Source organism: Nocardioides cavernae (assembly GCF_013410035.1).
In the GTDB taxonomy this organism is placed as follows: domain Bacteria; phylum Actinomycetota; class Actinomycetes; order Propionibacteriales; family Nocardioidaceae; genus Nocardioides; species Nocardioides cavernae_A.
Map to the genome: position 1 here is coordinate 1 of NZ_JACCBW010000007.1, position 13235 is coordinate 13235.

General features: G+C 73.7%; 11 protein-coding genes. 7 read left to right on the forward strand and 4 right to left on the reverse strand.

Going from position 1 to position 13235, the window contains the following annotated elements:
- Positions 1–96 precede the first annotated feature (96 nt).
- From F4692_RS19780 to F4692_RS19790, 3 genes are read right to left on the reverse strand one after another with little or no spacing between them, the layout of a single operon-like run.
- Positions 97–1149, reverse strand: a complete 1053-nt coding sequence (locus F4692_RS19780) for a tetratricopeptide repeat protein (protein WP_179621460.1) — start codon at positions 1147–1149, stop codon at positions 97–99.
- Between the two features lie 4 nt (positions 1150–1153).
- Positions 1154–2368 carry an AAA family ATPase gene (locus tag F4692_RS19785; RefSeq protein WP_308645393.1) on the reverse strand — a complete coding sequence of 405 codons (1215 nt, stop codon included), beginning with the start codon at positions 2366–2368 and terminating at the stop codon, positions 1154–1156.
- Between the two features lie 22 nt (positions 2369–2390).
- Positions 2391–3455, reverse strand: coding sequence for a tetratricopeptide repeat protein (locus F4692_RS19790; protein ID WP_179621461.1), 1065 nt, complete (start codon positions 3453–3455; stop codon positions 2391–2393).
- A 32-nt stretch (positions 3456–3487) separates the two neighbouring features.
- Here F4692_RS19790 and dxr point away from each other — a divergent pair, with 32 nt between their 5' ends.
- The 6 genes from dxr (at position 3488) to F4692_RS19820 (ending at position 9233) form a co-directional block, all read left to right on the forward strand.
- Positions 3488–4567 carry a 1-deoxy-D-xylulose-5-phosphate reductoisomerase gene (gene dxr / locus F4692_RS19795; RefSeq protein WP_308645402.1) on the forward strand — a complete coding sequence of 360 codons (1080 nt, stop codon included), beginning with the start codon at positions 3488–3490 and terminating at the stop codon, positions 4565–4567.
- A gap of 16 nt (positions 4568–4583) precedes the next feature.
- The gene (locus F4692_RS19800; RefSeq protein WP_179621463.1) at positions 4584–5930 is read left to right on the forward strand and encodes a M50 family metallopeptidase; all 1347 of its coding nucleotides are present in this window, start codon (positions 4584–4586) and stop codon (positions 5928–5930) included.
- Positions 5931–6066: 136 nt separating this feature from the next.
- On the forward strand, positions 6067–7218 hold the full coding sequence (ispG, locus tag F4692_RS19805) for a flavodoxin-dependent (E)-4-hydroxy-3-methylbut-2-enyl-diphosphate synthase (protein ID WP_179621464.1): 1152 nt from the start codon (positions 6067–6069) through the stop codon (positions 7216–7218).
- Positions 7219–7248: 30 nt separating this feature from the next.
- Positions 7249–8100 (forward strand): GNAT family N-acetyltransferase, encoded by an 852-nt coding sequence (locus F4692_RS19810; RefSeq protein ID WP_179621465.1) that lies wholly within the window; start codon positions 7249–7251, stop codon positions 8098–8100.
- An 84-nt stretch (positions 8101–8184) separates the two neighbouring features.
- Positions 8185–8778, forward strand: a complete 594-nt coding sequence (locus F4692_RS19815) for an RNA polymerase sigma factor (RefSeq protein ID WP_218858814.1) — start codon at positions 8185–8187, stop codon at positions 8776–8778.
- Positions 8775–9233 carry a peptidase associated/transthyretin-like domain-containing protein gene (locus tag F4692_RS19820; RefSeq protein WP_179621467.1) on the forward strand — a complete coding sequence of 153 codons (459 nt, stop codon included), beginning with the start codon at positions 8775–8777 and terminating at the stop codon, positions 9231–9233. Before F4692_RS19815 ends, F4692_RS19820 begins: the two co-directional genes overlap by 4 nt.
- An 18-nt stretch (positions 9234–9251) precedes the next feature.
- Here F4692_RS19820 and F4692_RS19825 read toward each other — a convergent pair whose 3' ends face one another.
- A complete protein-coding gene (locus F4692_RS19825) occupies positions 9252–10523 on the reverse strand; it encodes a S8 family peptidase (RefSeq protein WP_179621468.1) in 1272 nt (423 codons plus the stop codon).
- An 81-nt stretch (positions 10524–10604) separates the two neighbouring features.
- On the opposite strand from F4692_RS19825, the gene F4692_RS21905 reads away from it, so the two are divergent.
- Positions 10605–13190 carry a CHAT domain-containing protein gene (locus F4692_RS21905; RefSeq protein WP_179621469.1) on the forward strand — a complete coding sequence of 862 codons (2586 nt, stop codon included), beginning with the start codon at positions 10605–10607 and terminating at the stop codon, positions 13188–13190.
- The last annotated feature ends 45 nt before the right edge of the window (positions 13191–13235 follow it).

A 13235-nucleotide genomic window follows, 5' to 3' on the forward strand; every position in this document is an offset into this window, starting at 1 on the left:
TAGACAGCTCCACTCCACGCCCGGAGGTCTTCGCCTTCCAAGCTCATTCAGATCGTGTCGTCACACGATCTCGACCAACGTGCCCGATCAGTACACCTAGCGTGGTCCGGACCGCTCCCACCGGTGGGCGACGTAGGCCAGGACTCCGATCCCGGCCACGACCCACATCAGGACGCTCGCGGCGTCCTGGGCGAGGTCAGCCACGCGATCGGGAGCGAACGCCGTCACGACGACGCACGCGCCGAAGAGGAGCAGTCCCGACGCGATGGCGCGCAGCGGGAGGGTCAGCCGGGACAGCACGCCCCGCGCCCAGTGCCGCAGCCCCCGGGGGACCTGCCGGGCGAACCACGTCACCAGCAGGCCCAGCACCGTCAGGTGGACCGCACCCGTCAGCGCCCGGCCCCACCAGGGGGCACCGAGCTGCAGCTCCGCGCGCAGCACGAAGAGCGCGAGCAGCGTCGGCCAGACCAGGCGTACGCCGAAGCGCAGCACCAGGGTGTCGAGGTTCTGGTGCACGACCGGCTCCTGCGGCATGCCGCCCGCGGCCGCACGCAGGTGCCGCCCCGTGCGCCCGACGCGGAGCCCGCGGTCGAGGTCGAGCTTGGCGAGGTTGTTGTGGAGGTAGGGGTCGTCGGGGCTGATCCGCAGGCCCTCGCGCATCACCCGCCGCCCGGCCCGGCGCTGACCGAGACCGGCCAGCGCGAGACCGAGGACGCTGTGCGCCGCCGTGGCGCCCGGCTCGAGCTCGAGCGCGCGGGCGGCGGCGTCGCGGGCCTCCTCGTTCCGCGGCGGGTCCGAGCGGTGCAGCGCCCAACCGAGCGCGTGGTGCGTGGCCCAGCCGTGCGGTGCGAGGGCCACGGAGCTGCGGGCCACCGCCACGGCCTCCTCCGCCTGCTCGTCGCCCACCAACGCCCACGCCAGCGCGACGAAGGCGTCCGCGTGCTCGGGATCCGCGGTCACGGCGGCCCGTCCAGCCGCCACGGCCTCGGCGTGACGTCGCTGCCCCGCGAGCGCGCGGGTCAGCACGGTCAGCGCCTCCACCGACCCCGGGTCGGCGCCGAGCGCCTCGCGCGCCGTCGCCTCGGCCTCGACCGGCCGGCCGAGCTCGAGGAGCGCGGTGGCCCGCTCGACCTGGTGCTGGGGATCCACGCGGTCAGCGCTGCTTGCGCAGCCACTTCGCCAGGTCGTCGTACTCCCCGGACGCGTTGGCGTAGAGCGCCACGTTGCGTGCGGTCTCCATCCACGGCCCGATCGAGGGCCGGATCTCCGCCAGCGCCTGGTCGAAGTCGCGCATCGCGATCATCCGCACCTGCCCGGACCCGACGGAGTCCATCAGCGCGTTCTCGGAGGCCGACTCGCACAGGTGGGCGAGGTCGGCGCCGCTGAACCCCTCGGTGGCCTTGGCCAGGCGCCGGGTGTCGATCCGCTCGACCGGGCGGTCTCTGAGGTGGGTGCGCAGGATCGCCTCGCGCGCCTCCCGGTCGGGCGGCAGGACGAGCAGGGTCCGGTCGAGGCGCCCCGGACGGCGCAGCGCCGGGTCGACGTCCCACGGGTGGTTGGTCGCGGCGAGGACGAAGACGCCCTCGTTGTCGGACCCGACGCCGTCGAGCTCGGTGAGCAGCTGGTTGACGGTCGTGCGCGCGCCCGAGCTGCGGTTGAGCGAGCGCTTGCCGCCGATGGCGTCGAGCTCGTCGAGGAAGAGCACGCAGGGCGCGGAGGTGCGGGCGACCTCGAAGAGCTCCTTGACGTTGCGCTCGCTCTGGCCGATGTACATGTCGAGCACGTCGGCCAGGGACACGTGGAGGAAGGCGGCCCCGAGCTCGCCGGCGACCGCCTTGGCGAGGAAGGTCTTCCCGCACCCGGGCGGGCCGTAGAGCAGCAGACCACCGCGCAGCGACTTGCCGTAGAGCGCCCGCAGCTCCGGGTTGCGCAGCGGCGCGAGGAAGCTGGCCTCGAGGCGCTTCTTCACCTCGCTCAGCCCGCCGACGTCGGCCAGCCGGACGCCGGCGCTCTCGACGTCGTACGGCGCCGGGCCCGGGTCCTCGGTCGAGCCGTCGACGAACATCGGGCCGACGGCGCCGCCGAGGTCGGACTCGGCGGCACGCCAGTCGAAGCCCGCGGGGGCCGCAGGCTCGTCCGCCGGAGCGACGGGGGGGTCCGCCGCGGGCGGGGTCCCCATCGCCCGGGCCATCAGGTCGCGGGCCTCGGCGGAGCCGGGGTCGGAGGCCAGCACGGTGGCGGCGTGGGAGATCGCCTCGGGTCCCCGGCCGGCGTCGACGAGCAGGCCGGCGAGGTGCAGCCGCAGCGTCAGGTCGTCGGGGGCCGCGGACACGGCCGCGGTGAGGCTGTCGATGAGGCGGTCGTCCACGTCGGCCAGCCTAGGGGCGTGGTCAGCGACCGCGCACGAGGTTGACCGCGGCGACGCCGATCCAGCCGAGCACGCACACCATCCCGATGAGCTGGAGCGAGGAGCCCAGCGCGACACCCGCGGCGGCGGCGATCGGGGAGGGTGCGAACGCGAGGAGCAGGACGCCGACGGTGCAGAGCGTCAGCAGGCCGATGAGGTACTTGCCCTGCCACCGCGTCCGTCGCCAGATGCCGCGCCCCCACTGGCTCACCCCCCGCGGCAGCTGCGACCGCACACGGTGCAGCAGCCAGCCGAGGACGCCGACGTACGCCACACCGCTGAGGGCGCGCGCCCACCACGGCGCGCCCGTCGCGAGCAGGATGCCGAGGACGATCGCAGCGCCGAGCAGCGACCAGAGCACCCGGCGCCCGAGCATCAGGAGGACCACGTCGAGGTTGTCGCGGACCCGCTTCTCCTGGGGGTCGTTGCCGACCGCCGTGCGCAGCAGTCCGGCGGCCCGGCCGAGCCGCCCGCGATCCATCTCGAAGGCGGCCAGGTTGTTCTGGGCCAGGGTGTGCTGCGGGTCCAGCTCGAGGGCGTTGCTGAAGGCGGTGCGGGCGGCCTCCGGGTTGCCGAGGGCGTCGAGGCACAGTCCGACCAGGTTGTGCGCGTCGGGGCTGTGCGGCGCGAGGTCGACCGCGCGCAGGGCCGCGCCGTACGCGTCGCGGACCCGCGGCCGCCGCAGGCTGAGCAGCGCGCGGGCGTACTGGTAGTGCGAGCTGAAGTCGTGCGGCGCGAGCCGCACCCCGCTCTCGGCTGCCGACACCGCGGCGGGCCCGTCCCGCCGGTCGCACAGCACGTCGACCAGCACCCGGTAGCCGCCGGCGTCGTCGGGCTCGAGCGCGATCGCGCTCCGGACCGCCCGCTCGGCCTCCTCGTGGCGGTCCTGCCGGTTCAGCGCGCGGGCGAGCCCCTGCAGGCCGCGGACCGACTCGGGGTCGCGGGACAGGACGTCGCGGAAGCGCTGCTCGGCCTCCCGGTCGCGGCGCAGGTCGAGGAGCATCTCGGCGTGCGCGATCGCCTGCCAGTCCGCCCCTGCGCTGTCCACGTCGCCCATCCTGACAAACTGGCGGCGTGACTGTGCGCGACATCGTGATCCTCGGCTCGACCGGGTCGATCGGGACCCAGGCCCTCGACCTCGTGCGCGCCAACCCGGAACGCTTCCGGGTCGTCGGGCTGACCGCCGGCGGCTCGAACCCCGACCTGTTCGAGCGACAGGTCGCCGAGTTCGCCCCCGCGTTCTCCGGGCTGGGGGAGGAGGCGTCCACCGAGGCCGCCGGCCGCCCCTGCGACGTGGTGCTCAACGGCATCACCGGAGCCGTCGGGCTGCGGCCGACCCTCGCCGCGCTCGACGCCGGCACCACCCTCGCGCTCGCCAACAAGGAGTCGCTGATCATCGGCGGGCCGCTGGTCAAGGAGCGCGCGAGGCCGGGGCAGATCGTCCCGGTCGACTCCGAGCACAGCGCGATCGCCCAGAGCCTGCGTGCCGGCAGCGCGGACGAGGTGCGCCGGCTGGTGCTCACCGCGTCGGGCGGGCCGTTCCGCGGGCGTACGCCCGACGAGCTCGCCGCGGTCACCCCCGAGCAGGCGCTGGCCCACCCCAACTTCGCGATGGGCCGGGTGATCACCACCAACTCCGCGACGCTGGTCAACAAGGGCCTCGAGGTGATCGAGGCGCACCTGCTCTTCGACGTCCCGTTCGACCGGATCGACGTCGTCGTGCACCCGCAGCAGCTCATCCACTCCATGGTCGAGTTCGTCGACGGCGCCGTCGTCGCCCAGCTCGGGCTGCCGACGATGCTGGTCCCGATCTCGCTCGGCCTCGGCTGGCCCGACCGCGTCGTCGACGCGGAGACGCCGATCGACTGGACGAGGGCGGTGGACTGGCGCTTCGAGCCGCTCGACGACGTCGTGTTCCCGGCCGTGCGCCTGGCCCGCGAGGCGGGGGAGCGGGGCGGCACCGCGCCCGCGGTCTACAACGCCGCCAACGAGGTGGCCGTCGACGCGTTCCACGACGGCCGGCTGCGCTTCCCCGACATCGTCGCCACGATCTCCCGGGTCCTCGCCTCCCACGACGTACCATCGAGGGAGCACTTCACCGTGGACGACGTCCTCGCCGCCGATGCCTGGGCGCGCGCAGAGGCGTCCGCCCTCATCTGACAAGGATCGCCCCACCATGACTGCCCTGCTCTACACCGTGGGCGTCGTCACGTTCGTCGTGGCGATCCTCGTGTCGATCGGACTCCACGAGTTCGGACACCTCGTCCCCGCCAAGAAGTTCGGGTGCAAGGTCCCGCAGTGGTTCATCGGCTTCGGTCCGACCGTGTGGAGCAAGCAGATCGGCGAGACGGAGTACGGCGTCAAGGCCATCCCGCTCGGCGGCTACGTCAAGATCGTCGGGATGCTGCCCCCGGGGGCGGAGGGCCTGGTCGAGGAGACCACCTACGACGAGGACGGCGAGGCCGTCCACAAGGTGCGCCGCTCCAACACGGGGCTGTTCACCCAGCTCATCTCCGACGCGCGCGCCGCGGAGTGGGAGTACGTCAAGCAGCACGACACCGACCGCCTGTTCTACCGCCTCGCGTGGTGGAAGAAGGTGATCGTGATGGCGGGCGGCCCGATGGTCAACATCGCCATCGCGTTCTCGCTGTTCGTGCTCCTGTTCGCGACCTACGGCAACCCGCGTGACGAGGTCGTCGAGCCGACCGTCGCCTCGGTACCCGCCTGCGTCATCCCGGTCGAGGAGCTGCCGCGCGACTGCACGGCGTCCGACCCCGCGACGCCCGCCAGCGAGGCCGGCATCCAGCCGGGCGACGAGATCCTCAGCTTCAACGGCCAGCCCTTCCGCGACTGGGACAGCTTCCAGTCGCTGATCCGGGCCAACGCCGACGGTGACGCCGTCATCGAGGTGCAGCGCGGCGACGAGCGGCTGACGCTGACGACCAACACGACCGTCACCCTGCGCCAGACCTCGGTCGAGGACCAGACGCTCACCGAGGTCGGCTTCCTCGGCGTCCAGCCCGAGACCCACTTCGCCACCGGCGGGCCGATCTACACCGCGATCCAGATGGAGACGATGGCCGTCGAGACGGTCAAGGCGCTCGGCCAGCTCCCGGTGAAGGTCTACGAGGTCGGCCGGGCGATCGTCGGGCTCCAGGAGCGCGACCCGGAGAGCCCGGTCTCGATCGTCGGCGGCGGCCGCTTCGCGGGAGAGGCCGCGTCGAGCGAGGCGTTCCCGCTCACCGAGAAGATCGTCACGCTGCTCTTCCTCATCGCGAGCTTCAACTTCTTCATCGGCATGTTCAACTTCGTGCCCCTCCTCCCGCTCGACGGCGGCCACATCGCGGGGGCCCTCTACGAAGGCCTCAAGCGTGGTGCGGCCCGGCTCCTCGGACGTCCCGACCCGGGCCACGTCGACGTCGCCAGGCTGCTCCCGGTGGCCTACGTCGTGGGGCTGGCGATGCTGGTCATGGGCGTCGTGCTGATCGTGGCCGACATCGTGGTGCCGCTGCGCCTGAGCTGACGCGGCAAAGAAATTCCCGACCGTCCGCGGTGCCCGTCCGCGCGTGTGATCCTGCTGCTGCACCGCCGCCGGGCGCGGGGTGCGGGAGGCGTGCCCGAGCAGCGGTGTCCACTGGCCCGGCCCGTACGATGACGGCATGAGCACCGTCGGACTGGGCATGCCCGCCCTCCCGCCCCCCGTCCTCGCCCCGCGTCGCAAGACCCGCCAGATCAAGGTGGGCTCGGTGGGGGTCGGGAGCGACTCGCCGATCTCGGTCCAGTCGATGACCACCACGCTCACCTCCGACGTCAACGCGACGCTGCAGCAGATCGCCGAGCTCACCGCCACCGGCTGCGACATCGTGCGCGTCGCGTGCCCCAGCCAGGACGACGCCGACGCGCTGCCCCAGATCGCGCAGCACTCGCAGATCCCGGTGATCGCCGACATCCACTTCCAGCCCAAGTACGTCTTCGCCGCGATCGACGCCGGCTGCGCGGCCGTGCGGGTCAACCCCGGCAACATCCGCAAGTTCGACGACCAGGTCAAGGAGATCGCGCGGGCCGCCAAGGACCGCGGCACCTCGATCCGCATCGGCGTCAACGCCGGCTCGCTCGACAAGCGGATCCTCGACAAGTACGGCAAGGCCACGCCCGAGGCGCTCGTCGAGTCGGCCGTGTGGGAGGCCAGCCTCTTCGAGGAGCACGACTTCCACGACTTCAAGATCTCGGTCAAGCACAACGACCCCGTCGTCATGGTCCGCGCCTACGAGCTGCTCGCCGAGGCCGGCGACTGGCCGCTGCACCTCGGCGTCACCGAGGCCGGCCCCGCCTTCCAGGGCACCATCAAGTCGGCCGTCGCGTTCGGCCACCTGCTCAGCCAGGGCATCGGCGACACGATCCGGGTCTCCCTCTCCGCGCCCCCGGTCGAGGAGGTCAAGGTCGGCCTGCAGATCCTGGAGTCGCTGAACCTCAAGCCGCGTCGGCTCGAGATCGTCTCCTGCCCGTCCTGCGGGCGCGCGCAGGTCGACGTCTACAAGCTCGCCGAGGAGGTCACCGCCGGCCTCGACGGCCTCGAGGTGCCGCTGCGCGTCGCCGTCATGGGCTGCGTCGTCAACGGACCGGGGGAGGCACGCGAGGCCGACCTCGGTGTGGCCTCCGGCAACGGCAAGGGCCAGATCTTCGTCAAGGGCGAGGTGATCAAGACGGTCCCGGAGTCGCAGATCGTGGAGACCCTCATCGAGGAGGCCATGCGCATCGCGGAGGGCATGGAGACGGTCGACGGCGCCGAGGCCACGGTCAGCGTCTCCTGACCCTCACGGGGGAGCCACTAGGCTCCGAGCGTGTTGAGGACTCGCGAGCAGGTGCGCGTGCTGGGCCCGGGTGACCGGGACCGCTTCATCGCGCTCGCGGAGCAGGACCCGGTGGTCAACGTCTTCGCCGACTACCGCGCCCGCCTCACCAACCTCGACGAGCGCTGGCTCGGCGGGCAGGTCTGGGGTCGGTTCGAGGGCGACGAGCTCGTCGCGGGCTGCCACCTCGGCGCCAACCTCGTGCCGGTGCAGTGCACGCCGGACGACGTGGGCGCGTTCGCCGACGTGGCGCTGCGTCGCCGGAGCACGGTCGGCACCATCGTCGGCCCGAGCGACGTCGTGGCGTCGCTGTGGGACACCATCTCGCCGCGGTGGTCGCGACCGCGCGAGCACCGGCCCGACCAGCCCCACCTCCAGACCAGCCGGCTCTCGGCCGTGCCCCCGGCCCGGGACGTCCGCGTCACGACCCCGAGCGACCTCGAGGCGCTCTACCCGGCGTGCGTCGCGATGTACACCGAGGAGGTCGGGGTGTCCCCGGAGAGCGACGCGGGCGGCGGCGACCTCTACCGGGCCCGCGTCCAGCAGCTCATCGGCCGCGGCTGGTCGCTGGCGAGCTTCGACGACCGCGGCGTGGTGTTCAAGGCCGAGGTCGCCTGCGCGACACCGTTCGCCGCGCAGGTGCAGGGCGTGTGGGTACGCCCCGACCGCCGCGGCGAGGGCCTCGCGACCAGCGGCATGGCGGCCGTCGTCGCCCGCGTCCTCGGGTCGGGCATGGCGCCCGTGGTCTCGCTCTACGTCAACGAGTGGAACACCGCGGCGCGTGCGGCGTACGCCCGGGTCGGCTTCGAGCAGACCGCGACCTTCGCCACGCTGATGTTCTGACCTGCTCGGGAAAACTCCTCGGGCCCGGGACGTATCACGCAGGGGTGTGCGCGCACCTGAGCAGACATGGGGACAATGGTCACCATGTCAGAGGACCGCAGAGCTGAGGGGCAGCTCGACCAGTCACCGTGGGACATGGCCAGTGGGGCGTTCATCGCCTGGCGCTCGGGGGAGCCCGGCGCGATGGACGAGCTGGTGTCCGCGATGACCCCGGTCCTGTGGCACGTGGTGAGGGCGTACGGGCACGACCGCCAGTCCGCCGAGGACGTCGTCCAGGCGACCTGGCTGGCCTTCGTCCGCTCGCACCAGACCATCAAGGACCCACAGGCGGTCGCGTCCTGGCTGATCACCTCGGCCAGGCGCGGCGCCGCCGCTCACGCCCGCACCGCACGCCGTGCGCTGCCGGTGGAGGACGAGTCGCTGCACGCCGCACTCCCGGACACGGAGTCGGCCGAGGCGCTCGCCGTGCTCGGAGACGAGAGGTCACGGCTGTGGGGTGCCGTGGCCTCCGTCGACGAGCGGTGCCGGAAGCTGCTGCGGGTCGTCGCCTTCATGGACCGACCCGACTACCAGTCGCTCAGCAAGGACCTCGACATGCCTGTCGGGAGCATCGGGCCCACCCGGGCCCGGTGCCTGGCCAAGGTCAGGACCGCCCTAGCGAAAGGAGGCGAGCGATGACTGATGGGGACGCCGCTCTCCTCGAGGAACTGCGAGACATGTGGACCACCTACGACCCTCCGCCGCCGGACCTGGTGGCGACGATGATCGCCGCCGTCGCGGCCGCCGAGCTCGACGACGAGTGGGAGATGCTCGTGCTGATGCGCGACTCGGCCGACGGTCCCGTCGCCCAGGTGCGCGGGCTCGGCACGTCGCGGATCCTCTACTTCACCGCGGCCGAGGGCTGGTCCCTCGACGCCGAGCTCGACGAGGGCCAGGTGCGCGGGCAGCTGCTCGACCTCGACGGTGACATGGGGGCCGTCGAGATCGTGGTGGAGACCTCCCACGGCCAGACCTGGGAGACCACGCTCGACGACTACGGCTTCTTCGCCATCAGCGCCGAGCCGACGGGGTCGCTCCGCTTCACCGTGCGTCGCGACGGGCACTCGGCCACCAGCCGGTGGGTCGAGCTCTGAGCCTGCCGGCCGTGCCGGTCAGGCCCCGGGCAGGGGCAGCTCGAGGTGCGGGCCGACCAGCGGGTCGGAGTCGCGTACGGCCCGCGCGAGCACCGCGTCGCGGGCGTCGGTCGCCGAGCAGCCGGTCTCGCTGATCTCGCGGGCGATCATGCCCGCGACGACGGGGGCCGCGAAGGACGTGCCGCTCCAGCGCGCCATGCCCGTGGAGAAGACCCGGACGTCGCCCTTGTTCGGCGTCTCGTGGCACACGAACGTCCCGTCGGGATAGGCGTTCACGAGGTTGCGGCCGACGGTGTAGACATCGGCCGAGACGCCGTAGTTGGAGAACTCCGACACCCGTCCGTCGCGGTCGAGCGAGCCCACGCCGACCGCCCACCGGAACGCCGCGGGCCAGAACGGCGCGGCCCAGGAGTCGTTGCCGGCGGCGGCCACGAGGACGCAGTCCGCGCCCTTGAGGTGCTTGCGGTGGAACCGCGCGAAGGCCTTGGACGGCAGGTCCCGGCGGGTGCGGCACCCGGCCGAGAGGTTGATGACCTGCGGGTCGTGCCGCATCGCCTCGACGAGCTGGCCCACGATCTCCGACTCCAGGATGCCCCCGCCGCCGACGCCGCCGACGGCGAAGCCCTCGACCCACACGTCGGTCCTCGGTGCCACGCACCGCACCACGCCGGCGATGAAGGTGCCGTGACCGGCGTAGGGGCGCAGGTCGGGACGGTTGTCCTCGTCGTCGCCCTCCACGCCCTTCAGCCAGGGCGTACGCCCGTCGGACCCCGACGCCGGGTTCCAGCCGGTGTCCACCACGACGACGCTGACCCGGCGGCCCTCGTCCTGCGGCTGGACGGCGGGCCACGGCTCGGCGAGACCGGTCTCCTCGGGCTCGGTCGCGGGGCAGGTCTGACCGCCACCACCGGGGCTGACGTGCACCCAGTGGTCGGGCGTGGCGACCCCGTGGCGGAGCCCGCCGGCCTCGAGCAGGTCGAGCACGTCGGGCACGCTCTCGCCGCCGGCACGCTCGGGAAGGACGTAGCGCACCAGCTCGCCGTCGAGCAGGCGCACGTCGTCGCGGCGCGGCGGCTCGCCCAGCACGCCCTTGTCGAGGCGGTCCACCGCGGCCTCGAACTCCTCGACGTCCTCGATCTCCACGAGCACGTGGTCGGGGTGGTAGAGGTAGGTGAAGTCCGCGGGGGCCTCGGTGTCCCAGGCCACCTGCCCCCGGTTGGCCTCGTTGAGGTCACGGAGCTGGTCCGTGCTGCGTCGTCGCTTGTCGTCGCCGATCTTCCAGTCGCCCATGGCCCGACGCTATCGGGACGCGGGGCCCCGGAGCCACGGAATCGGGCGCGGATCGCCTGGGGGATCGGCAAGGATGGCGCGGTGGACCGGGCCGAGGCGGATGAGCTGCTGCGCACGCTCTTCACCGACCCGGCCGCCGCCCGGGCGCGCGCGGCCGCCGAGCTCGTCCCCGACCCCGACCCCCATGTCGCCTCGGTCGGCCACCAGGTCGTCGCGATCGTGCTGCGCGACCTGGGGCACCCCGAGGACGCGCTGGCCCACCTGGGTGAGGCCCTGCGGCTCGCCCGACGCACGGACGACGGCGAACGGGCCGGCGACGTCCGCGCGACCCTCGGCGCGACGCTCGCCCGGGTCGGGCGGGTCCGCGAGGGCATGCGCGAGCTCGACCGTGCCGCCGAGGGCCTGACGGGCCTCCCGCTCGCGCGGCTGCTCGTGCGGCGTGCCCAGGTGCTGGGCTACCTCCTGGCGCGCTACGAGGACAGCATGGTCGACCTGCGTCGTGCGGTGGGCGTGTGCGAGCGCGAGGGCGACCTCGTGTGGAAGGCGCGTGCGATCAACCTGATGGGGCTGGCGCACGTGGCGCTCGGCGAGCTCGCCGAGGCGAGCGTCGCGTTCGAGGAGTTCGGACGCCTCTCGGCGGCGGAGGGCAACGCCTCGGCGGTGGCGACGTCCGTGCACAACCTCGGGTGGGTGGCCCAGGTCGGCGACGACCTGCCGCTCGCGCTCGCCCGCTACGCCGAGGCCAGTGACCTGTTCGCGAGCATCGGGCAGACCAGCACCGACCTGGTCACGGACTGGTGCCGGGCCTACCTCGCCGGGGGACTGGCCGCCGACGCGACGGCCGTCGCCGAGCAGGCCCTGGCCGCACGCCCCCTGCTCCCACCCGAGCGCGCCGACGTGCTCGTCTCGCTCGCCGACGCCGCGCTCGCGGCCGGGTCCGACGCCCGTGCCGCCGACGCGGCCGAGGAGGCGTCGGCGCTGCTGCGCGTGCAGGGTCGTGCCCAGGCTCGCGTGCGTGCCGACCTGCTCGCGCTGACCGCCCGCTCGCGGATGGGTGGGCAACGGGCGCCACTGCTCCGCAGGGCCGAGCGTCTCGTCGTGGCTGCGCGGTCGACGGCAGCCCCCGAGCTCCCGCAGGTGCTGCTCCTCGCGGCCAGGGTCGCGCGGTCGGTGCGCTCGCAGCGCGCCGCACGGCTCGCCGCGGACTGGTCCGGGCAGGCGTCGGCCTCGACCTCCGCCGCGACGGCGAACGATCGCGCTCTCGGCTGGCTCGCCGCGGCGTGGCTGGGCGCGAGTGCCGGGGACGCCGCGGCCACGCTGCGTGCCTGCGACCGGGGACTCACCGAGCTCGACGAGCACCGGGCCACGTTCGGGAGCCAGGAGCTGCGCGCGCTGTCGTCCGGGCACGGAGCCGAGCTCGCCGAGCTCGGCACCCGCACCGCGCTCGAGTCCGGTGACGCGCGACGGCTCCTGCGCTGGTCCGAGCGCTGGCGCGCCACGGCCCTGTCAGTTCCCTCCGCCTTCGGCGGTCACGACGCGGCCACGACGGCGGATCTCGCCGCCCTGCGGGTCCAGCAGCAACGGATCGCCGAGGCGCGGGCCGAGGGTGCTCCGACCGACCGGCTCCAGGCACGCGCCTCCCGGCTCGAGCAGGACGTGCGCCGCAGGCTGCTGCACGCCCGTGGGTCCGGACGGGCCGTGGACGTCCTCGACGTCGGCGCGCTGCTCGAGGCCCTGGCCGAGGACGACACGGTCCTCGTCGAGCTCGCGGAGATCGACGGGGTCCTGCACGCGCTCGTCGCGGGCGGCGGCCGCGTACGGCACCGCGTCGTGGGCAGCGCGGAGGCCGCGGCGCGGGCGGTCGACTTCGCCCTCTTCATGCTGCGCCAGGCGGCGCGCGGTCGGCGCGCGCAGCTCGACGTGGCCGGGGCGCGCCTGCAGGACGCGCTCGTGGGCCCGGCGCTCGACGGGGTCCCCGGGGCGAGGGTCGTCGTGTCAGCGACCTCGGCGCTGCAGGGCGTGCCGTGGGGGCTGCTGCCCGGCCTGGCAGACCGGGCGTTCACCAGCACGCCGTCGGCACGGCTGTGGCTGCGCGCCCGGGCCGCCGCCGCCGAGGACGACCGGCGCGTGCTGCTCGTCGGCCCGGGGCTCGGCAGCGGTGGGGCGGAGGTGCCCGCCGTCGCCGCCGAGGACCCGGACGCCGAGGTCATCGACGGGTCCGACGCGACCGTGGCGGCCTCCCTCGCCGCGCTCGACGGCGCCGCGCTGGCCCACGTCGCCGCGCACGGCCACTTCCGCGAGGACAGCCCGCTGTTCTCCTCGCTCACGCTGGCGGACGGACCCCTGCTCGTGCACGACCTCCAGCGCCTGGAGCGGCCCCCGCACCGGGTGGTGCTCTCGGCGTGCGAGTCCGGGGTCATGCAGCCCGTCGGGGACCAGGAGCTGCTCGGCCTCTCGGCGGCACTGCTGTCCATGGGGACCGCGGGCGTGGTCTCCAGCCTCGCGGAGGTGGACGACGAGGCCACCGTCGAGGTGATGGTGGCCCTGCACGCACGGCTGCGCGAGGGCGGCGGGCTCGGTGACGCGCTGCTCGCCGCCCGGCGGGCCGCCGCCGGCAGCCCGGTCCTCGCGGCGACCGCGGCGTCCTTCACCGTCCTCGGGGTCTGACGCACCGCGCACGGGCGAATCTGGTTCGCGGTCCTCGGAGGCCCA